General features: G+C 67.5%; 19 protein-coding genes. 13 read left to right on the top strand and 6 right to left on the bottom strand.

Features of this window, described 5'->3' with window-relative positions; translation table 11 throughout:
- The first annotated feature begins 10 nt into the window (after positions 1 to 10).
- The 3 genes from AC27VE_RS02270 (at position 11) to AC27VE_RS02260 (ending at position 4,903) form a co-directional block, all read left to right on the top strand.
- Positions 11 to 991 carry a Bug family tripartite tricarboxylate transporter substrate binding protein gene (locus AC27VE_RS02270; RefSeq protein WP_006227741.1) on the top strand — a complete coding sequence of 327 codons (981 nt, stop codon included), beginning with the start codon at positions 11 to 13 and terminating at the stop codon, positions 989 to 991.
- A gap of 139 nt (positions 992 to 1,130) precedes the next feature.
- Positions 1,131 to 3,185: a hydantoinase/oxoprolinase family protein gene (locus AC27VE_RS02265; protein ID WP_488702953.1), complete on the top strand. Its 2,055-nt coding sequence runs from the start codon at positions 1,131 to 1,133 to the stop codon at positions 3,183 to 3,185.
- Complete coding sequence (locus tag AC27VE_RS02260; RefSeq protein ID WP_488702952.1) at positions 3,182 to 4,903, top strand: hydantoinase B/oxoprolinase family protein; 1,722 nt, start codon at positions 3,182 to 3,184, stop codon at positions 4,901 to 4,903. The genes AC27VE_RS02265 and AC27VE_RS02260 overlap by 4 nt, the downstream gene beginning before the upstream one ends.
- Here AC27VE_RS02260 and AC27VE_RS02255 read toward each other — a convergent pair.
- Positions 4,890 to 5,693: a GntR family transcriptional regulator gene (locus tag AC27VE_RS02255; RefSeq protein WP_006227744.1), complete on the bottom strand. Its 804-nt coding sequence runs from the start codon at positions 5,691 to 5,693 to the stop codon at positions 4,890 to 4,892. The two genes, AC27VE_RS02260 and AC27VE_RS02255, sit on opposite strands and share 14 nt — an antisense overlap.
- A 131-nt stretch (positions 5,694 to 5,824) precedes the next feature.
- Between AC27VE_RS02255 and AC27VE_RS02250 the strand changes: the two genes are divergently transcribed.
- The 9 genes from AC27VE_RS02250 to AC27VE_RS02210 are packed head-to-tail and all read left to right on the top strand — an operon-like array spanning position 5,825 to position 14,080.
- Positions 5,825 to 6,856, top strand: a complete 1,032-nt coding sequence (locus tag AC27VE_RS02250; protein WP_006227745.1) for an ABC transporter substrate-binding protein — start codon at positions 5,825 to 5,827, stop codon at positions 6,854 to 6,856.
- 55 nt (positions 6,857 to 6,911) lie between these two features.
- Entirely contained in the window at positions 6,912 to 7,973 is a 1,062-nt protein-coding gene (locus AC27VE_RS02245) for an ABC transporter ATP-binding protein (protein WP_424624749.1), read from the top strand.
- Positions 7,970 to 8,836, top strand: coding sequence for an ABC transporter permease (locus AC27VE_RS02240; protein ID WP_088589861.1), 867 nt, complete (start codon positions 7,970 to 7,972; stop codon positions 8,834 to 8,836). The genes AC27VE_RS02245 and AC27VE_RS02240 overlap by 4 nt, the downstream gene beginning before the upstream one ends.
- A gap of 1 nt (position 8,837) precedes the next feature.
- A complete protein-coding gene (locus AC27VE_RS02235; protein ID WP_006227748.1) occupies positions 8,838 to 9,638 on the top strand; it encodes an ABC transporter permease in 801 nt (266 codons plus the stop codon).
- Positions 9,638 to 10,795, top strand: a complete 1,158-nt coding sequence (locus AC27VE_RS02230; RefSeq protein ID WP_488702951.1) for an NAD(P)/FAD-dependent oxidoreductase — start codon at positions 9,638 to 9,640, stop codon at positions 10,793 to 10,795. Before AC27VE_RS02235 ends, AC27VE_RS02230 begins: the two co-directional genes overlap by 1 nt.
- The gene (locus AC27VE_RS02225) at positions 10,779 to 11,087 is read left to right on the top strand and encodes a (2Fe-2S)-binding protein (RefSeq protein WP_006227750.1); all 309 of its coding nucleotides are present in this window, start codon (positions 10,779 to 10,781) and stop codon (positions 11,085 to 11,087) included. Before AC27VE_RS02230 ends, AC27VE_RS02225 begins: the two co-directional genes overlap by 17 nt.
- Positions 11,084 to 12,526, top strand: a complete 1,443-nt coding sequence (locus AC27VE_RS02220) for an FAD/NAD(P)-dependent oxidoreductase (protein WP_488702950.1) — start codon at positions 11,084 to 11,086, stop codon at positions 12,524 to 12,526. Before AC27VE_RS02225 ends, AC27VE_RS02220 begins: the two co-directional genes overlap by 4 nt.
- Positions 12,527 to 12,530: 4 nt before the next feature.
- The gene (locus AC27VE_RS02215; protein ID WP_088589859.1) at positions 12,531 to 13,694 is read left to right on the top strand and encodes an NAD(P)/FAD-dependent oxidoreductase; all 1,164 of its coding nucleotides are present in this window, start codon (positions 12,531 to 12,533) and stop codon (positions 13,692 to 13,694) included.
- Positions 13,691 to 14,080, top strand: a complete 390-nt coding sequence (locus AC27VE_RS02210; protein ID WP_006227753.1) for a RidA family protein — start codon at positions 13,691 to 13,693, stop codon at positions 14,078 to 14,080. Before AC27VE_RS02215 ends, AC27VE_RS02210 begins: the two co-directional genes overlap by 4 nt.
- Here AC27VE_RS02210 and AC27VE_RS02205 read toward each other — a convergent pair.
- From AC27VE_RS02205 to AC27VE_RS02185, 5 genes are all read right to left on the bottom strand, one after another.
- Entirely contained in the window at positions 14,055 to 15,335 is a 1,281-nt protein-coding gene (locus AC27VE_RS02205) for an amidohydrolase family protein (protein ID WP_488702949.1), read from the bottom strand. The two genes, AC27VE_RS02210 and AC27VE_RS02205, sit on opposite strands and share 26 nt — an antisense overlap.
- A gap of 152 nt (positions 15,336 to 15,487) precedes the next feature.
- Positions 15,488 to 16,438 carry an ABC transporter permease gene (locus tag AC27VE_RS02200; RefSeq protein WP_088589856.1) on the bottom strand — a complete coding sequence of 317 codons (951 nt, stop codon included), beginning with the start codon at positions 16,436 to 16,438 and terminating at the stop codon, positions 15,488 to 15,490.
- Between the two features lie 10 nt (positions 16,439 to 16,448).
- Positions 16,449 to 17,522, bottom strand: a complete 1,074-nt coding sequence (locus tag AC27VE_RS02195) for an ABC transporter permease (protein WP_006227756.1) — start codon at positions 17,520 to 17,522, stop codon at positions 16,449 to 16,451.
- Positions 17,523 to 17,571: 49 nt separating this feature from the next.
- Positions 17,572 to 19,101, bottom strand: a complete 1,530-nt coding sequence (locus AC27VE_RS02190; RefSeq protein ID WP_488702948.1) for an ABC transporter ATP-binding protein — start codon at positions 19,099 to 19,101, stop codon at positions 17,572 to 17,574.
- Positions 19,098 to 20,132: a BMP family protein gene (locus tag AC27VE_RS02185; RefSeq protein WP_006227758.1), complete on the bottom strand. Its 1,035-nt coding sequence runs from the start codon at positions 20,130 to 20,132 to the stop codon at positions 19,098 to 19,100. Before AC27VE_RS02185 ends, AC27VE_RS02190 begins: the two co-directional genes overlap by 4 nt.
- A gap of 432 nt (positions 20,133 to 20,564) precedes the next feature.
- On the opposite strand from AC27VE_RS02185, the gene AC27VE_RS02180 reads away from it, so the two are divergent.
- A complete protein-coding gene (locus AC27VE_RS02180) occupies positions 20,565 to 21,479 on the top strand; it encodes a DedA family protein/thiosulfate sulfurtransferase GlpE (RefSeq protein ID WP_006227759.1) in 915 nt (304 codons plus the stop codon).
- The last annotated feature ends 78 nt before the right edge of the window (positions 21,480 to 21,557 follow it).

Raw genomic sequence — 21,557 nt, 5'->3', positions numbered from 1 at the left:
AAACCAAGCCATGAACCAAGGGCTGATACGCAGTTGCTGTCGCATTGCCGCCGGGGTCGCGTTGTTTGCGGCAGCCGGATCGGCCAGCGCCGCCTGGCCGGATAAAGTGATTCGCATCGTGGTGCCGTTCGCGGCCGGCGGGTCCACCGACCTGATCGCGCGCAAGGTGGCCGAAGGACTGGGCCAGCGCCTGTCCGCCAACGTCATCGTCGAAAACCGACCTGGCGCAGGCGGCACCGTGGGCACCGAGTACGTCGCCCGGCAGCCGGCCGACGGCTACACCATCCTGATGGGCTCGGTCAGCACGCACGGCAGCGCGCCGTGCGTGTATTCCAAGCTGCCTTACGACGCGGTGAAGGACTTCACGCCGCTGACCGTGGTGGCCACGATTCCCAACGTGATGTCGGTCAACCAGTCGGTGCCTGCCAACACCTTGCCGGAGTTCGTGGCGCTGTTGAAGAAGGACCCCGAGAAGTACTCCTTCGCGTCCAACGGCCAGGGCACGTCCAACCACCTTGCGGCGGAACTCTTCAAGACCACCGCCGGCGTGTCCATGGTGCACGTGCCCTACCGCGGTTCGGGCCCCGCGCTGATCGATCTGGTCGGCGGCCAGATCAACATGATGGTGGACGTGGTGATGACGTCCTACCCGTACATCAAGGACGGCAAGATCAAGGCGCTGGCGGTGACCTCGCCGCAGCGTTCGCCGATGTTGCCCGATGTGCCGACCGTGGCGGAATCCGGCTATCCGGGCTACGAGGCCATGGTGTGGTTCGGCATGCTGGCGCCAGCCGGCCTGCCCGAACCGCTGCGCGCAAAGCTTACCGACGGCCTGGTGCAGACCCTGCACGCGCCCGCCATGAAGACTTATCTGGAGCAGCAAGGCGCCCAGGTCTCGGACGTGGCGGGACCGGCATTCGGCACGATGATCAAGGACGAAATCAGCAAGTGGTGCCAGGTGGTGAAGAAGGCCGACATTCGCCTGGACTGACCCTTCCCGACCCGTTTGCGCCGCCGGTAGTCAACACGCGCCGGGGCATCAGACCCGCTGGCACGCGCCGCGGTCGGGACTTCTGTTGCCGCACGGTTTGTCCGGGTGGCATGGCAAGACTCTTTTTGGAATGAACGATATGTATCGCATAGGGATAGACGTCGGAGGCACGTTTACCGATTTCACGATGATCGACGAGGACGCTGGCGTGGTGCACTTTCACAAGGTGCCGTCCACGCCGCACGATCCCTCGGAAGCCATCGCCACGGGCATCGGGCAGATGCTCGCCGACCACGGTGTGCCGCCGTCGCAGGTGTCGCACGTGGGGCACGGCACGACGGTCGCCACCAACCTCATCATCGAACGCAAGGGCGCACGCGTCGGGCTGATCACCACGCGTGGCTTTCGAGACGTGCTGGAGATCGGCCGTCAGACCCGGCCGCATCTGTACGACTACAGCGTGGGCAAGCCGCCCGTGGCCGTGCCGCGCGAATTCCGCATCGAAGTCGACGAGCGGGTAAACGCGGCGGGCGAAGTGCTGACGCCACTGGACGACGCGCAGGTGCTGGCGGCGGCGCGCCAGTTCGCTGCGGCCGGCATCGAGGCCGTGACGATCTGCTTCCTGCATGCATACCGTAATCCTGAACACGAGCGCCGCGCCGCGCAGATTGTGGCCGACGCCATGCCTGGCGTCTACATCAGCCAGTCATCCGACGTGCTGCCCGAATTCCGCGAATACGAGCGCCTGTCCACCACGGTGCTCAACGCCGCGGTGGGACCGAAGATGGCGCGTTATCTGGAACGCTTCCTGCAGCGGGTGCGCGACCTGGACATCGGCCACGAACCGCACACCATCCACTCCAACGGCGGCCTGATGTCGATCGCCACGGTGCGCCAGTATCCGGTACGGACCTGCCTGTCCGGGCCGGCGGCGGGCGTGGTGGGCGCGGCCGCCGTGGGGCGCGCCATCGGCAGCCTGAACCTGGTTACCTTCGACGTGGGCGGCACCAGCACGGACGTGTCGCTGGTGTGTGATGGCCGCCCGCTGTTCACCTCGCATCGCCATGTGGCGGGCTATCCGGTGAAGACGCCGATGGTGGACATCCATGTGATCGGCGCGGGCGGCGGCAGTATTGCGTGGTTGGACGATGCCGGCGCGCTGAAAGTGGGTCCGCACAGCGCGGGCGCGGTTCCCGGGCCGGTGGGCTATGGCCGCGGCGGCCAGGAGCCAACCATCACCGACGCCGAGATCGCCTTGCAGCGGCTGAACCCGGTGGCGCTGCTGAACGGCCGCATGCCGGTGCACGCGGAGGCGGCGCGGCAGGTGATCGAGCAGCGCGTGGCCAAGCCGCTGGGGCTGGATCTGGAATCCGCGGCCGAAGGGATATTGCGCATCGCGGCGGCAAACATGAGCCGCGCGATTCGTGCGGTGTCCACCGAGCGCGGCTACGACCTGTCGAACTTCGCGCTGTATGCCTACGGCGGCGCAGGGCCCTTGCACGCGGTGGAAGTCGCGGAGGAATGCGGCATCCCGGTCGTGATCGTGCCGCAGGAACCGGGCACCATGTGCGCGCGCGGCATCCTGCTCAGCGATATCTCGTTCGACTTCGTGCGTAGCGAGATCTCGCTGGCGGGCGAAGACACGTGGCCCGCGATCGCGGCCATCTTCGAGGGGCTGCGCGCGCAGGCCGAAAGCTGGTTGGCCGAGGAGCGCGTGGACCCCGCGCTGCGCGTGTGCCATAGCGCTATCGACGCGCGTTACGAGGGCCAGAACTTTGAAGTGCAGGTCAGCCTGGACGACACCGGCGTGGGCGGCCACGCGGAATTCGCGCGCCGCTTCGCCGACGCGCACGAACGCGAATACGGCTACACGGTGGATGACCGCAAGGTGCAGATCATCAACTGCCGCATGCAGGCCGTGGGCCAGGTGGTGAAGGCGCCGCTTTCGCCGCGCCATATCGGCGGCGCGCTGGAAGACGCCCGGCTGGGCCAGCGCAAGGCCTACTTCGGCCCGGTGCACGGCTGGCGGGAGACGCCCGTGTACGACCGCGACCGCGTGCCCACCGGCGCGCGCTTTACCGGCCCTGCCCTGCTTGAGGAAATGAGTTCCACGACCGTTGTCGGCGTCGGCCAGCACGCAAGCGTGGACGACTACGGCAATCTGATCATCCGTTTGCAAGGAGGCGACGCATGACTACGCCCGATCATTCCGGCTCCAGCATCGCGCTGGCCGACCCCATCGGCATGGAGGTGTTCTGCAACCGCCTGCTGTCCATCACCGAGGACATGAACAACACGCTGGTGCGCGCCTCGTTCTCGACCAACATCAAAGAGCGCAAGGACTGCTCGGTGGCCTTGTTCGACGCGTCCGGCCGGCTGGTGGCGCAGGGCACGCAGATTCCGCTGCATCTGGGTTCGCTGGACGGCGCGATGGGCGCGATCCTGCGCACGTTCAAGACCGATGACATCCGCGACGGCGACGTCTTCATCTGCAACGACCCCTATCTGGCCGACGGCAGCCATCTGCCGGACATCAACATCGTCACGCCCGTGTTCTGGGAAGGCGTGCTGCGCTTTTTCGCGGCCAATATCGCGCACCATTCCGACGTGGGCGGCGCGGTGCCGGGATCGATCGCGGGCGGGCTGAAATCCATTTTCGAGGAAGGCATCCGCATTCCTGCGTGCCGCATCGCCCGCCGCGGCGAAACGGACGAGGACATGCTGCGCCTGATCTGCGCCAACACCCGCGACCCTGAGGAGCGCGTGCTGGACCTGCGCGTGCAGATGGCCACCAACCGCCGCGGCGCGGCGGCGGTGCAAGGCTTGATCCGGCAGATGGGGCTGGAGGCGGTGCTGCGCTCGGTGGACGACGTGATCGCCTACACGCGCCGCCGCCTGCTCAACCGCATCGCGGAGCTGCAGCAAGGCAGCTACACCTTCCGTAGCGATCTGGACGACGACGGCATGGGCGGCGAGCCGGTGCCGATACAGGTGACGCTGACCGTGCGCCACGACAACCTGCATTTCGATTTTGACGGTTCGGGCAAGCAGGCGCGCGGCGCGATGAACCTGCCGTTCAATGCCCTGCGCGCTTGCGTGTATTACGCCGTCAAAGCCATGCTGGATCCGGACCTGGCGCCCAACGCGGGGCTGTTCGACCCCATCACCGTGTCGGCGCCGATAGGCACCATCACCAACCCGGAACACCCGGCGGCGGTGGGGGCGCGATCCATCACGGCGCAGAAGGTGGCCGGCGCGATCTTCGGCGCGTTCCGCGGCTTGCTGCCGCCGGAAAAGACCATGGCGTCCAGCAACGATTGCTGCCCCGCCATCGTGTTTTCGGGACGCTGGCGCGAACGCGCCGGGCATTTCGTGTACCTGGAAACGCTGGGCGGCGGCGCGGGCGCGCGGTTCGATGTCGACGGTATGGACGCGGTGCATGTGCACATGACCAACACGTCCAACCTTCCCGTCGAAGCACTGGAGAACGAGTATCCGCTGCTGATGGACGAGTACGCGATGATTCCGGATTCGGGCGGCGTGGGGCGCACGCGCGGCGGCCTGGCGATTGCGAAACAGATCCGCGCGGTGGGACCGGGCATCGTGTTTTCGGCGCGGTCGGACAGCCACACGGTGGGGGTGGCGGCGGGCGTGGATGGCGGTGGCGACGGACGCCGTGCGCGGCTCATCCGCAACTTCGGCACGCCGCAGGCGGAAGAACTGTTTTCCAAGACGGCCAATATCGCCCTGGCGCCAGGCGACAGCGTGCGCATCGAAACGCCGGGTGGTGGCGGGTATGGCGCGCCCGCCGAGCGGAGCCGGGCACGCATCGAGCGGGACCTGGCGGACGGCAAGGTTAGCGGGGAGGCCGCGCTTGCCGCCTACGGTTTCGCGCCCGTTACCCCACGTTGAGCGTCATCGAATACTTCATCTTGTCGTGCGGGAAGGTGGTGATGGTGGCCAGCAGCAGCAGGCCGCCGTCGCCGTAGTAGCGGCGGGTGATGACGAAGCCCGCCGTCTTGGGTTCGACCTTGAGCTGCTTGGCGATCGTGGCGTTGATGGGCGTGGCCGAGAACTCCTGGTTGACCTCGGTAATGCGGTCGCCGAAGTGGTCTTCGATCAGGCGCAGCAGCGAGATGCGCGACTTGACCTCGACGCGCACGTCCGAGTGTTCGGGGTCGGCGTAGATCAGCGTGCTGGCCGCTGCGGTGTCCTGGTCGTCCAGGGTCTTGATGGAGTTGATATGCAGCCAGGATTTGTCGGCCGCGCAGCCCAGCGCTTCCGCCAGCCGCTTGGGCAGCTTGATGGTGCGCACATCCTGCACCAGCAGCGCCGCATTGCGCGCGTATTGAAGGAGGTCGGGGAATTGCGAGATGCGCTGCGTGAACCGGGTGCTGGCGCGGGCGGTTTCGACGCGGGTGCCGACGCCGGGCCGGCGCGAGACCATGCCGGCCACCGTCAGCATGCGGATGGCTTCGCGGATGGTGTGGCGGCTGGCGTTGAACTGGTCGCAGAGCTCGTGCTCGGTGGGCAGCAGCGTCATGACGGGGTAGCGGCCCGTGCTGATGTCCTGAGAAAGCGTTTGAAAGATGCTCTTGTAACGAGGGCCGCCCGCGTCGGCGTCCGGCGCCTGCGATTCCGGTTTGCCGCGTGCTTGCCGTGCTCCGCCAGGGCCGGCCGCGCGCTCGGAAGATCGGGTCATGGGGAGGGCTCCTTGCATTGTTATATGGGGTTTGTACGGACAATAACCGATTGACAACGATGTCTAGTCGGATCCATTATTTGTCCGGACATTCATGTACGGACAAAGTGTACCAACAATCGGGGGTTCTCATGGGCAAGGTACTTGCAGTGCTGGCGGCGGCCACGGTGGCCGCCGGGCTCAGCGCCAACGTGGCGGCGCAGCAGAAGTTGGTGGTGGCCGGTTACGGCGGTTCATTCGAAGACATCATGCGCAAGGACATCTTTCCGCCGTTTGCCAAGCAGCACGGCGTGGAGCTGGACTATGTGGCCGGTAATTCCACCAACACGGTGGCGCGGCTGCAGGCGCAGAAAAGCAACCAGCAGATCGACGTGGCCATCATCGACGACGGCCCCATGTACCAGGCCATCGCGCTGGGATTCTGCGAGCCCATCAAGGGCCTGCCCGCCGACGACATCTACGGCACTGCCCGCTACAAGGACGACAAGGCCGTCGCCATCGGTATCGTGGCCACCGGCATCATGTACAACAAGAAGGTCTTCGACGAAAAGAAGTGGGCGCCGCCCACGTCGTGGAAGGACTTGAAGGACCCCAAGTACAAGAAGCAGCTGGTCATCCCGCCGCTGAACAATACCTACGGCCTGCACGCGCTGGTGGAATACGCGCGCGAAGGTGGCGGCAGCGAAAAGAAGATCGACGCCGGCTTCACCACGTTCAAGAACGAGGTCGGCCCCAACGTGCTGGTCTACGAGCCGTCTCCCGGCAAGATGACCGAACTGTTCTCCAGCGGCCAGGCCGTGATCTCGGTGTGGGGCAGCGGCCGCGCCAAGTCGTTTGCCGACACCGGCTTCCCGGTGGGCTTCGTCTATCCGCAGGAGGGCGCCTACGCCCTGCTGTCGTCCGTCTGCCCGGTCGCCAAGTCGGCCACCAACCCCCTGGCCCAGGCCTTCGTGCAGTACCTGGTCACGCCCGAGGTGCAGGAAAAGCTGGCGTCCGCCTACGGCTACGGCCCCGTCAACAAGAAGGCCAAGGTGGAAGACGACCCCCGCGTGCCGCTGCCGATCGGCAAGCGCGCCGCTGACCTGATCGTGATCGATTGGGACACGGTCAACCAGAACCGCGACGACTGGAACAAGCGCTGGACGCGGGAAATCGAGCGCTGACGCGCAGCGGGCAGTGAAAACGGGGCGGCGCCGCGCGCCGCCCACGGGAGCTTTCATGACCTATCTAGTGTTGGACCGCCTCTCCAAACGCTACGGCGACACGACCGCCGTCGAAGCGCTGAGCCTGTCGGTGAACCGGGGCGAGTTCATTTCCTTGCTGGGGCCGTCGGGCTGCGGCAAGACGACCACCCTGCAGATGATCGCGGGTTTTGTCGAACCCTCCGGTGGCAGCATCGTGCTGGATGGCCGCGACGTCAGCCGCGTGCCGGCGAACAAGCGCGGCCTGGGCCTGGTGTTCCAGAACTACGCGCTGTTCCCGCACATGACCGCCGCCGAGAACGTGTCGTTCGGCCTGGAGATGCAGCGGGTGAAGAAAGACGAACGCGAGTCGCGCGTGGCTGACGCGCTGAAGCTGGTGGGCCTGTCGCATCTGGCGGACCGCCATCCGGCGCGCATGTCCGGTGGGCAGCAGCAACGCGTGGCGCTGGCGCGCGCGCTGGTCATCCGGCCCAGCGTGTTGTTGCTGGACGAACCGCTGTCCAACCTGGACGCCAAGCTGCGCGAGGAAATGCAACTGGAACTGCGCAGCATCCAGCGCACAATCGGCACCACCACCATTCTGGTGACGCACGACCAGTCTGAAGCGCTGGCGCTGTCGGACCGCATCGTGGTGATGAACCAGGGCCGCGTGGAACAGGTGGCGGACCCTTTCCAGGCGTATGAAGGGCCGGCCAGCCATTTCGTGGGCGGCTTCCTGGGCAAAGCCAATGTGTTCACGCCGCTGTCCGAGCAGTACGGCGACGAGACGCGCGCCCGCGTGGGCGAGGCGCATATTCCGATGGCCGGCGCGCCGGTGCCGCAGGGCGCGGTGATTGTGCGGCCCGAGAAGATCCTGTTTTCCGAGCCGGCCGCCTGTGCGCTGCCCGGTCGCATGAAGACGCGCGTGTTCCAGGGCAACCATTGGTTGTGCCAGGTAGAGACGTCGGTGGGTGAAGTGATGGTGATCCGGCAGAACGACGGCGTGCCGGTGCCCGCAGAAGGCGAGACCGTGCACCTGCGCTGGCGCGCGCAGGACATGTGCACGGTGGCGTCCGCGCCGCAAGGCCGCCCGTCATGAGCGCGCGCGCCAACCCCTGGGTGCTGAGCGCGCCGGCGCTGGTGGTGTACGCCACCTTCCTGGTGGTGCCGATGGCGCTGGTGTTCCTGATCAGCTTCTTCGACTTCCAGTTCTACGGCGGCATGCAGGCCACGTTCACGTGGAAGAACTACATCGAGATTCTGACCGACGGCTACTACTACGAGATCTACGCGCGCACCTTCGGCGTGGCGGCCGCCGTCACGCTGGCCTGCCTGGTGCTGGGCACGGCCGAGGCCTACGTGCTGTCGCGCATGGCCAACCCGTGGAAGGGGCTGTTCCTGATGGTGGTGCTGGGGCCGCTCTTGATTTCGGTGGTGGTGCGCACCCTGGGCTGGGCGCTGCTGTTCGGCTCCACCGGCCTGATCAACAAGGCCTTGATGGGTATCGGGCTGATCTCGACGCCCGTGGACCTGATGTACAGCAACCTGGGCGTGGCCATTGCGCTGACGCACGTGCTAGTGCCGTTCATGGTGATCTCGGTGTGGGCGTCGCTGCAGCGGATCAACCCGGCGACGGAAGCGGCCGCGTTGTCCTTGGGCGCGACCCAGTTCACCGTGATCCGCCGCGTCATCGTGCCGCAGGTCATGCCGGGCATCCTGTCGGGCGCGATCATGGTGTTCGCGATGGCGGCCAGCTCCTTTGCCACGCCGGCCATCATTGGCGGGCGCCGGTTGAAGAACGTGGCCACGGCTGCCTACGACGAATTCCTGAACACGCTGAACTGGCCGTTAGGCGCGGCGTTGGCGGTGGTGCTGCTGTTGGCGACGGTGGTTGTGCTGCTATCGGCCAATCGGATCATCGAGCGCAGGTACGGCGCCGTCTTCAACCAGTCGGGAGCCTGAGATGCAATTTCGAAACGGCCCCATCGGCCTGATCTTCCATGCGGTATTCATCCTGTTCATCCTGGCGCCCATCGTCATGGTGTGCGCGGTGGCGTTCACCTCCGAGGGCTTCATCTCGCTGCCCACGGGCGGGCTGTCACTGCGCTGGTTCCGCGCCATCCTGGACAACCCGCGCTTTATCGAGGCGTTCTGGTTCAGCTTGGGGTTGGGCACCTTGTCGGCCACGCTGGCGATCGCACTGGCGGTGCCCAGCGCGCTGGCGCTGGCCCGCAATCGCTTCCGTGGCCGTGAGGCGCTGGTGGCCTTCTTTCTGTCGCCGCTGATGATCCCGCATGTGGTGCTGGGCCTGGCCTTTCTGAAGTTCTTCACGACGGTAGACCTGGCAGGTACCTACGTGGGCCTCGTGATCGCGCACGTCATCCTGGTCATGCCGTATGCACTGCGCCTGGTGCTGGCGTCGGCCACCGGCATCGACCCGGCGCTGGAGCGTGCGGCGCAGTCGCTGGGCGCCTCGAACTGGACGGCCTTTCGCCGCGTGGTGCTGCCCTTGCTGCTGCCCGGGGTGGTCAGCGGCTGGGTCATCGCCTTCATCACCAGTTTCGATGAGCTGACGATGTCGATCTTCATCGCATCGCCCTCCACGACCACGCTGCCGGTACGCATCTTCCTGCATATCGAAGACACCATCGACCCGCTGGTGACCGCCGTGTCGGCTGTGCTGATCTATGTCACGATCATCGCCATATTCATTCTGGACCGCGTGGTCGGCCTGGAAAAGCTGTTTGTAGGAAAGGGACGCTAATGACGGACGAGAAAGAATTGGCGCCCCGCGCGCCCGTGCATCGCGGCATCTATGACGCCGCGGTGATCGGCGGCGGGCTGGTGGGCTCCGCGATCGCCTACGGCTTGCGGCGCGAGCTGGAGCATGTGGCGGTGCTGGACGAGGGCGATGTGGCGTATCGCGCGTCGCGCGGCAACTTCGGGCTGGTGTGGGTGCAGAGCAAGGGCATGGGCCTGCCGCGCTACGGCCTGTGGACGATGACGTCGGCCTCGGGCTGGCCGCGGCTTGCCGCGCAGCTGCTGGAGGAAACCGGCGTGGACGTGCATCTGGAGCAGCGCGGCGGCCTGCATGCGCTCTTGAGCGATGAAGAGATGGAGGCCCGCGCCAAGTTCATGCAGACCCTGCTGGCGCAGCCCGGCATGGCGCAATACGACTGGAAGCTGCTGGACCGCGCGGAAGTCGCGGACCTGGTGCCCGGCATCGGCCCCGAGGTGCGGGGCGCGACGTGGACGCCGGTGGACGGAATCGCCAATCCGCTGAAGCTGCTGCGCGCGTTGCACATGAGTTTTGCACAGCGGGTTGTGGATTACCTGCCGCGCCGTCCGGCGCGCAGCATCAAGCAGCGCGACGGCGTGTTCGATATCGACACGCCTGCCGGCACCGTGCGTGCGCGCAAGGTCGTGCTGGCGTCGGGCCTGTCGAACAAGGACCTGGGCGCGCAGGTGGGCCTGGATGTGCCGGTGCGCCCGCAGCGCGGCCAGATCGTGGTGTTGGAACGCACGCGCCGCATGCTGGAGACACCGCTGTCCACCCTACGCCAAACCGACGAGGGCACGTGGCTGATCGGCGACTCGCAAGAGGAAGCGGGCTATGTGGACAACCTGGTGGGCCTGCCCATCCTGGGCACGCTGGCCGATCGCGCCGTGCGTACCCTGCCTGCCTTGCGGGACGTCCGCGTGGTGCGCAGTTGGGCGGCGCTGCGCGTGATGTCCAAGGACGGCTTCCCGATCTATCAGCAATCCGAAACGTGCCCCGGCGCCTTCGTCGCCACCTGTCACAGCGGCGTGACGCTGGCCGCCGCGCACGCCCTCAATCTGGCGCCCATGATCGTGGCCGGCAAGCTTGCCGATGACATGGCGCCCTTCTCGACCCGGAGGTTCCATGTTCAAGAGGCTTGACGAGGCGCAGCGCCAGACGCAAGGCGCGCCGGTGCGCGTGACGGTCAACGGGGCCGAACTGCAATGCCGGCAGGGTGACAGCGTGGCGGCGGCTCTCTTCGCCGGTGGCGTGTCGGCCTGTCGCGATACGGCCGTGAACGAGGTGCCGCGCGGGCCCTATTGCATGATGGGCGTGTGCTACGACTGCCTGGTCACCATCGACGGGCAGGCGAACCAGCAGGGCTGCATGACGGCCGTGCGCGAAGGCATGAAGATCGAGCGCCAACTGGGCGCGCGCAAGGTGCAGGCATGATCGATACGACGCAATGCGATTTGCTGGTGGTGGGTGCAGGCCCGGCCGGGCTGGCGGCGGCGACGCTGGCCGCCGGCTTGGGGGTGGACACGGTGCTGCTGGATGAACAGCCGGCGCCGGGCGGACAGATCTATCGGGCCATCACCACCACGCCCGTGACCGACCGCAGCATCCTGGGCGAAGACTATTGGCATGGCGCGTCGCTGGTCGCTCCCTTCCAGCAGTCCGGCGCGCGCTATGTGCCGGGCGCCACTGTCTGGGCCGTGGCGGAACATACGGCCCCGCATCCGGAGAAAGGCTTCGAGGTGGCGTATTCGGTGGCGGGCGAGGCGCGCATCGTGCACGCGCGCCGGCTGCTGCTGGCCACGGGCGCCCAGGAGCGTCCCTTTCCCATCCCGGGCTGGACGCTGCCCGGCGTCATTACGGCGGGCGCGGCGCAGATCCTGCTGAAATCCGCGGGCGTGGTGCCGGCCGACCGCACTGTGCTGGCCGGCAGCGGCCCGCTGCTGTATCTGGTGGCCTGGCAATACCTGAACGCCGGCGTGAAGATCGACGCGCTGCTGGAAACCACGCCGCCCGGACGCATGGGCCAGGCGCTGTCCAAGGTCTGGGGTTTCCTGCGGTCGCCCTATCTGGGTAAAGGGCTGAAGCTGCTGCGCGCCGTCAAGGCCGCCGTGCCCATCGTCAAGGGCGTGACGTCGCTGGAAGCGCTGGGCGAAGACAAGCTGCATAGCGTGCGCTACACCGCCGGCGGGGTCACGAAGACGCTGCCTGCCGATCAGCTGATGCTGCACCAGGGCGTGGTCCCCAACGTGAACCTGTCGCGCGCGGTGGGCGTGGAACACCGCTGGAACGACGCGCTGGACTGTTGGGAACCGCAGGTCGACGAATGGGGGCTGACCTCGGTCGACGGCATCGGCATGGCGGGCGATGGCGCCGGCATCGCGGGCGCATTGGCAGCCGAGCACCGCGGGCGTCTTGCCGCGTTGCAGGCAGCGCATCTGCTGGGCCGCATCGATGCCCGTAAACGCGACAGCGCGGCCGTGGCGCCGCGCGACGCGTTGGCCCGTGCCGTGAGGGGCCGCGAGTTCTTCGACGCGCTCTACAAGGCGCCTGACGCCTTCCGGCGCCCCGTCGGTGACACCATCGTCTGCCGCTGCGAGGAAGTCACGGCCGCGCAGGTGCGCGAGACCGTCAAGCTGGGCTGCAGCGGGCCGAATCAGATGAAGGCGTTCCTGCGTTGCGGCATGGGGCCCTGCCAGGGCCGCTTCTGCGGGCTGACCGTGGCCGAGATCATCGCTGAAGAGCGCGGCGTGCCGACGCAGGAGGTGGGCTATTACCGGCTGCGCTTCCCGACCAAGCCGCTGACCTTGGGAGAGCTTGCGTCGCTGCCGCAGACCGACGATTCGCGTCAAGCCGTCGTCCGACTGAAAAAGTGACGCCATGACCGGTGCAACGCGGTCGGCAGAGGTCATCATCATCGGCGGGGGCCTGCACGGCAGTTCGGCGGCGCTGCATCTGGCGCGCGCGGGCGTGCGCGCCCTGGTGATCGAAAAGAACTACGTGGGGCGGCATGCCTCCGGCGTGAATGCGGGCGGCGTGCGCACCCTGGCGCGGCATCTGGCCGAGGTGCCGCTGGCCTTGGCCTCGCGCGAACTCTGGTACCGCATCGGCGACCTGGTGGATGACGATTGCGGCTTCGAGCAGCATGGGCAGGTACGGGTGGCGGAGAACGCCGCGGATGCCCAGACCCTGCAACAGCGCCTGCAGACGATGACCGGCCACGGCTACACGCACGAGCAGTGGATAAGCCCCGAGGACTTGCTGGACATGATCCCGGCGCTGGCGCCCACCATCCAGGGCGGCTTGATTGCGCGCGAGGATGCGGCCGCCGACCCGTATCGCACGACGTTGGCGTTCCGCCTGAAGGCCGCCAGCCTGGGCGCGCGTTTCCTGGAGGGCGTCCGGGTGGACGGCGTCACGCGCGCAGATGGCCAATGGCGCGTGGACACCGATGCCGGCACGTACACCGCGCCACAGGTGCTGAACTGCGCGGGCGCGTGGGCCGACCGCATCGCCGCGCAATGGGGCGAGCCTGTGCCGCTAACCGCGATCAGCCCCATGATGCTGGTGACGTTGCGCATGGACCATTTCCTGGATCCCGTGGTGCTGGGCACCGGGCGCGCGCTATCGTTCAAGCAGCGCACGAACGGCACGGTGCTGATCGGCGGCGGGCGCCGCGCCTGGGTGGATCGCGACGCGGAATGGACCGAACTGGATTTCCGTTCGTTGGCCGAAGGCGCCCGCACGGTATGCGACCTGTTCCCGCACATGCGGGACGCCGTGGTGAACCGGGGATGGGCGGGCATCGAAGCGGCCATGCCGGACGAGATCCCGGTGATTGGGCGCAGCAGCCGCCACGAGACCGCTTTTCACGCATTCGGCTTTTCGGCGCACGGCTTCGAGCTGGGGCCGATCGTCGGCCGCATCATGGCCGACCTGATCACCACCGGCGCGACGGACATGCCGATCGCGCCGTTCCGGATTGAGCGTTTTTCGGACGCCGCACTGGCGTCCCCCCCATCGAAAAAGGAGCAAGACGAATGAACGACGATATCGTGCGCAAGGAAACCAACCAGCGCTTGAGCCGCATCGTGATTCACGGAGACACGGTGTATGTGGCGGGCGTGACGTCATCGGCGGCGGGCGGCATCGCCGCGCAGACCCGCGACGCGTTGGCGAAGATCGACGGCTATCTGGCCCAGGCGGGCACGGACAAGTCGCGGTTGTTGTCCGTGCAGATCTGGCTGGCGGACATCGACCGCGACTTCGCCGGCATGAACGGCGTGTGGGCCGAATGGGCGCTGCCGGATGCGATGCCCACCCGCGCCACCTGCGAGGCCAAGCTGGCCGCGCCGGAGTTGCTGGTGGAGATCATCGTGACGGCCGCAAAACGGCCGCCGTATGTCAGCGGGCCGGTGTCTGAAAGCTGACCTGGCCCGGGCGGCCCGGCAGGTTCAAGGTGGCGGTGGCGGGCGGCGTGGTCGCGATCACGTTGCCAGCGCGCAGCACCATTAGGCGGGTGGCGCGCAAGCGTAGTGCTTCGACCGCATCGCGCGCCTGCAGCAGCACCAGGTCGGCGCGCTTGCCGACCGCGATGCCCGTGTCGTCCAGCCCCAGGATCTTTGCGGGCGTGGTCGTCACGGCTTCGAAACAGGCGCGCATGGCGTCCTGGCCCGTCATCTGGGCCACGTGCAGGCCCATGTGCGCCACTTCCAGCATGTCGCCGGAGCCCAGGCTGTACCAGGGGTCCATCACGCAGTCATGGCCGAAGGCCACCGGCACGCCAGCGGCCAGCAGTTCCGGCACGCGAGTCATGCCGCGGCGCTTCGGATACGTGTCGTGGCGGCCCTGCAGGGTGATGTTGATCAGCGGGTTGGCGATGGCGGCAACGCCGGCTTCGCGCATCAGCGGGATCAGCTTGGACACGTAATAGTTGTCCATGGAGTGCATGGACGTCAGGTGCGAACCCGTGACGCGGCCTTGCAGGCCCAGGCGTTGCGTGTGATAGGCCAGCGTTTCGATATGGCGCGACAGCGGGTCGTCGCTCTCGTCGCAGTGCATGTCCACGCGCAAGCCGCGTTCGGCCGCGAGTTCGCACAGGATGCGCACGGATTCCGCGCCGTCCTGCATGGTGCGTTCAAAGTGCGGAATGCCGCCCACCACGTCCACGCCCATGTCGAGCGCGCGCTTCAGGTTGTCCAGCGCGCCCGGCGCGCGCCGCACGCCGTCCTGCGGGAAGGCCACCAGCTGCAGGTCCAGATAGGGTTTGACCTTTTCGCGCACGTGCAGCAGCGCTTCGGTCGCCAACAGGCGCGGGTCGCAGACGTCCACATGCGAGCGAATGGCCAGCAGGCCGCGCGCCACCGCCCAGTCGCAATACGCCAGCGCGCGTTCCACCAGCGCTTCCTGCGTCAAGAGCGGCTTGAGTTCGCCCCACAGCGCGATGCCTTCCAGCAGCGTGCCCGACTGGTTCACGCGCGGCAGGCCGAACGAGAGCGTCGAGTCCATGTGGAAGTGCGCGTCCACGAACGGCGAGGACACCAGCTGGCCGGCCGCGTCCACGGTCTGCGCGGCCTCGGCCTTCAGGCCCGGCTCCAGCGCCACGATGCGGCCGCCGGCGATGCCGATGTCGATGTCCTTGCGGCCATCGGGCAGCGTGCAGTGTCTAAGAATCAAATCGAGCATACGATTTCCTTGCGGAAGAATTCAGTTATCCATGGTACTGCGCGCCCCGTCGCCGCATGAAGCAAGCGCCCCCAATCCGGGTCGCACGGGTCCGGCTCCGCCGGTCCGTAGCGACGCCCCTGGGGGAGAGCGCGCAGCGCTCCGGGGGGGGCTTATCTCTCGCCTTTGCGATAGGGCTTCATCAAGGCCTGCGGGTAGGCGGCGCGGCGCGCCATCACCACCAGGGCCAGGATGGACAGGATGTAGGGCAGCATCAGGTAGACCTGGTACGGCAGCTCCGGCAGGCCGGGCAAGGCGGCCCCACCCTGTTGCAGGCGCAGTTGCAGCGCGTCGAAAAAGGCGAAGATCAGCGCGCCCAGCAGCGCCTTGCCGGGCCGCCACGAGGCGAACACCACCAGCGCCACGCACACCCAGCCACGGCCGTTGACCATGTTGAAGAAGAAGGCGTTGAACGCCGCCAGGGTCAGGAAGCTGCCGGCCACACCCATCAGCGCGGAGCCCGCCACGATGGCGCCCATGCGCAGGCGCGTGACGGACAGGCCCTGCCCTTCGGCTGCCGCCGGGTTCTCGCCCACCATGCGGATCGCCAGGCCCACGGGCGTGCGGTTCAGCACCCAGGCAAGGATCGGCACCGCGGCCAGCGCGATCAGCGTCATGGGCGTTTGCCCCGCCAGCACCGGCCCGATCAGCGGAATGCCGTCCAGGAATTTCATTTCGGCAAACGGCGTGATGGTGGGCGGCGTGTTAACGCTGGGGAACGTCACGCGGTAGGCGAAGTAGCTGAGGCTCGTGGCCAGCAAGGTCACGCCCAGGCCCGAGACGTGTTGCGACAGGCCCAACGGCACCGTCAGCACCGCATGCAGCAGGCCGAACACCGCGCCCGCCAAGGCGGCCGCCAGCACGCCCACGTACAGCGGCGCGCCCAGGTAGACGACGAGCCAGCCCGTGAAGGCCCCCGCGGCCATGATGCCTTCGATGCCCAGGTTCAAGACGCCGGCGCGTTCGCACAGCAACACGCCCAAGGTGCCTAGAATCAGCGGCGTGGCCAGGCGCAGTACGGCAACCCAGAAGGCCGAGGAACTGATCAGATCCATCCATTCCATGTCGTGCTCCTCAAGCCCGGTTGCGGCGCAGGCGGTACTGCGCAAATAGCGTCGCGACCAGCATGGCAAGCAACGAGGTGGCGACGATGACGTCGGCGATGTAGTTCGGCACCGCGATGGCGCGGCTCATGCTGTCGGCTCCGACCAGCATGCCGGCCACGAAGATGCTGGCCAGGATCACGCCCAGCGGGTGCAGGCCGGCCAGCATGGCGACGACGACGCCCGTGTAGCCGTAGCCCGGCGACATGTCCAGCGTGACGTAGCCCGTGCGGCCCGCCACTTCGATGGCGCCGGCAAGGCCTGCCAGCGCGCCCGACAGCATGGCGGTGCCCAGCATCACGCGGTTCACCGGCAGGCCCAGGAAGCGCGAGGCATGCGCGTTGGCGCCCACGGCGCGCATCTGGAAGCCGAACACGGTGTAGCGGTTCAAGAGCCACAGGCCCAGCGCCAGGCCCCCCGCCCACAAGAGGCCGGTGTGGGCGCGCGTGCGTTCGATCAGCTTGCCCAGTTCCAGATCGCCGTTGAGCGCTACGGATTGCGGCCAGCCCATCGCCATCGGGTCCTTCATCGGGCCGTCCAGCATCATGGACACGAACAGCAGCACAATGAAGTTTCCCAGCAGCGTGGTCACGACTTCGTCCACGCCCAGCCGGGTCTTCAGCAAGGCCGGGATCAGCAGCAGCAAGGCGCCTGCCAGGGCTGCCGCCAGCATCATGCCGCCGAACAGCACCGGGACCGGCAGGTCGAAGCCGGTGCCGTCATGCAGGCCGCCGATGGCGACGGCCGCCAGCGCCCCAAGATACAGCTGGCCTTCGGCGCCGATGTTGTAGAAGCGGGCGCGGAACGCCACGGCACAGGCCAGGCCCGTCAACATCAGCGGGGTGGCGCGGGTCAGCGTTTCGGACAGGGCGAAGCGCGAGCCGAACGCGCCTTCGAACAGCAGCGCGTAGGTGCGGCCCACGGGGGCGCCGGCCCAGGCCACCAGCAAGGTGCAGACCGCCAGCGTAAAGAGGATGGCCGCGATGGGGGCCAAGGCCAGCGCCATGCGGCTGGGCTCGGGGCGGCGTTCCAGGATCAGTTTCATGCGAGTGATGCTCAATAGAGGGGGCGTCGGCAAGCGGCAGACTGGGCCGTCATGCGCGGGTGCCCGTCATGGCCAGGCCGACGGTGGCGGGCGTCCAGTCGGCCACCGGCTTGACGGCCACCAGCTTGCCGCCGCACAGCACGGCGATGCGGTCGGCCAGGGCAAAGATTTCTTCCAGGTCTTCGGACACCAGCAGCACGCCGGCGCCGCGCGCGCGGGCGGCCAGCAACTGCTCGCGCACATAGGCGACGGCGCCGATGTCCAGGCCCCAGGTGGGCTGGTCGGCCACGATGAAGCGCGGTTCGCGCGCCAAGGTGCGGCCCAGGATCAGCTTTTGCATATTGCCGCCGGACAGGCTGCGCGTGCGCACGTCCAGCGAGGCCGCGCGCACGTCGAACTGCTTGGCCAGCGAGGCCGCATACGCCTTGCCCGCGCGGGCGCGGATCAGGCCGTAGCGCGCGAAGCGCTTGTCCTTCAGGTCTTCGACGATGGCGTTTTCCCAGAGCGGGCTGTCGCCGATCATGCCTTCGCCGTGGCGGTCTTCCGGAATGCGGCCGACGCGGGCTGCGGTCCAGCCGGCCGGTGTGGTCGGCGCAGCTGCGTGTTCGGCGCCCAGCCGGATCGTGCCGTCGGACGGCTGGCGCAGGCCGGTCAGGACCGACACCAGCGCCTGCTGGCCGTTGCCGGCCACTCCCGCGATCGCGACGATCTCGTGCTTGTGGACCACCAGGTCCAGGCTGTCCAGGCGCGGCGCGCCATCCCGGCCGTCGCGCACGGTGACCTGCGACAAGGTCACGACCGGCGCGGCTTGTTCGGCGGCGGCGACCGCTTCGGCGCGCGGCATGACGACCTTGCGGCCCACCATCAGTTCCGCCAGTTCGGCGGGGCTGGTTCCGGCGGTGTCGCGTTCGGCCACCAGTTTGCCCTGGCGCAGCACCGCCACGCGGCGCGACACGGCCATCACTTCGTCCAGCTTGTGCGAAATGAAGATGACGGCCAGGCCTTCGTCGACAAAGCCGCGCAGCGTCGCGAACAGGTCTTGCACTTCCTGGGGCGTGAGCACCGCGGTGGGTTCATCCAGGATCAGCACGCGGGCGCCGCGGTACAGCGCTTTCAGGATCTCGACGCGCTGCTTTTCGCCGACGGAAAGCCCGCCCACGCGCGCGTCGGGGTCTACACCCAGGCCGAAGCGCTGGCCCAGCTCGACCAGGCGGCGGCGCGCCGCGCCGCGGCCGGAGGCCAGCCTCCACAGCGACTCGGTGCCGACCATGATGTTGTCCAGCACGGTCAGGTTGTCGGCCAGGGTGAAGTGCTGATGCACCATCCCCACGCCCGCCGCCAGCGCGGCGTCGGGCCGGCCGGGCGGCAATGGCTTGCCGAAGACGTCGATACTGCCGGCGTCGGCCACATAGTGGCCGAACAGGATCGACACCAGGGTCGATTTGCCGGCGCCGTTCTCGCCCAGCAGGGCCAAGACTTCGCCTTGCCGAAGCGTCAGCGAGATATCGTCATTGGCCGTCAGGCTGCCGAAGCGCTTGGTGATCCCCGTCAGTTGCAGGGCGAGAGGCGCTTGGTTCATCGTGCCGAGGACTTGGGTTCTTTGTCGACGACTTGCACAGTGAAGCTGCCGTCCAGGATGGCCTTTTGCTTGGCCTGCACGCGGGCGATCAGCTCGGCCGGGATCTTCGATTCAAAGGTGCCCAGCGGCGCCAGCGACGAACCGTTGTGCTTCATCAGCGAGTATTGGCCGAAGTCGGCCGCCTTGAACGTGCCGGCCTTTACTTGCTTGAGCGCTTCGTCGATCGTGGGCTCCATGCTCCACAACGCCGATGCCACCACCGTTTCCGGGTACTGCGGCTGCGTGTCGATCACGTTGCCGATGGCCAGCTTGCCGCGTTCCTTTGCCGCGTCCGACACGCCGAAACGTTCGGCGTACAGCACGTCCGCACCCTTGTCGATCATGGCGAAGGCCGCTTCCTTGGCCTTCGGGGGATCGAACCACGAACCGATGAAGGTCACGGTGAATTCGGCCTTCGGGTTCACTTCCTTGGCGCCTTCGATGAAGGCTTGCATCAGGCGGTTCACTTCGGGGATGGGGTAGCCGCCGACCAGGCCAATCTTGCCGGTCTTGCTCATGCCGCCGGCGATCATGCCGGTCAGGTAGGCAGGTTCCTGGATGTAGTTGTCGAACACCGAGAAGTTGGGCTGCTGCGGCTTGCCCGAGGAACCCATCAGGAAGGCGGTCTGCGGATAGTCCTTGGCCACCTTGCGGGCGGCGGCTTCCACCGCGAAGGCTTCGCCCACCACCAGCTTGTTGCCCTGCTCGGCGTACTGGCGCATGACGCGCTCGTAGTCGGCGTTGGTGACGTTTTCCGAGAAGGTGTATTCGATCTCGCCACGGTCGCGGGCGGCGGTCAGCGCCTTGTGGATGCGCGACACCCATTGCTGCTCGACCGGCACCGTGTAGATGGCGGCGACGCGGGTCTTGGCCGGGGCCTGGGCTTGCGCCGCGCCCGAGAACAGCAAGGCGCCAGCGGCGGCAGCGGCCGCCAGCTTGAGCAGGCCGCGGCGGGCGATGCCGCCGACGGACGGGGTGGACAGGGATTTCATGCGGGAGACTCCTTCGCGGGGATGGAAAGGGGGAACCGATGGGGCGACGATGCGGATGCCTGGCTGCGGCCGCCGGCAGGCAGGGTCGGCGCAAGCGGACGAAAACGTAGGCGTGGGATCAGTCATGGGGATGGGGGCGCCGGGGGCGCGTCCCATCCGAATGGTCGGTGCGCAGCCAGTCCAGGCGAAGCAAGTTGTATGCCATGAGGCATTCCTGCGACAAGTCGGGGAAACCTGATGAACGGGCAGGATTATAGGCACCTCGGCGGGGAAACGTGGCACCAAGATGGTGCGCCGTGTCCCACGGGATGGACGTGCCGCGCGTGAAACGCCGTGTTGCGGTGCATGAAGCGCCGGCAACGCGCCTGACAGGCCGCGGCGCGCCTAAAATCGAGCGATAAGCTGCGCTCCGCGCGGCAAGCTGGAAGGTCCATGCAAGACATTCAATTGCTGCTCGAGCAGTACGGCGGGTGGCTGGTGTTCGCGAACGTCCTGGTCGAACAGGCGGGCCTGCCCGTGCCCGCCTATCCCATGCTGATCGCGGCGGGTGCCTTGGGCGGCGCGGCCGGATGGCTGACGCCATGGCTGGCGGCCACCGTGGCCTGCCTTTTGGCCGACTCCCTCTGGTATGTTGCCGGCCGCCGTTACGGCGCGCGCCTGCTGGGCGTGATCTGCAAGATGTCGCTGTCGCAGGATTCCTGCATCCGCCAGACGCAGCGCCTGTACCTGCGCATTGGCGTGCGGGCGCTGCTGGTGTGCAAGTTCTTGCCCGGCGCGGGTGCGCTGTCCACCGTCATGGCGGGCCTGACGGGCACCGCCTACCGCCGCTTCCTGCTCTATGACCTGGTGGGCGCCATGATCTGGGCGGGTTCGGCCTTGCTGCTGGGCGGCTTGTTCCACAGCGTGGTCAACGACGTGCTGGAAATCCTGGGCACCTACGGCGCCATGGGGCTGGGCGTGCTGGCGGCGGTGCTGGCGCTGTATATCCTCACGCGTTTCCTGCGCCGCCGGATCCTGCTGCGCAGCCTGCGCGTCATCCCCCGCTTGTCCGTGGACGAACTGATGCAATGGCGCCAGGACGGCCGCAACACGGTGGTCTTCGACGTGCGTCCCGAAGCGCAGCGCGATGCCGAACGCATTCCGGGCGCCATCGCCGTGGACCTGAAGGCGCCGCTGCCGGCGCTGGACCCGGGCGCGCTGGAGTCCGACATCGTGGTGTATTGCGCCTGCCCCAACGAAGTGTCGGCTGCGCTGCTGGCCTCGCGCCTGCGCGCGGCCGGCTATCCCAAGACCTGGGCGCTGCGCGGCGGCTACGAAGCCTGGGCGGAACACAACCACGCAGTCTGAGCCGGCCGCTTCCCGAAAGCGCCTGTCCGGCGTGTGGGCAGCGGGCGCTTGCAGGATGCGCCGGCCGCCGTGCCAAGC

The organism is Achromobacter sp. 18P8.1.1 (assembly GCF_057799415.1).
This window is presented reverse-complemented; position numbering and strand designations above follow the sequence as displayed.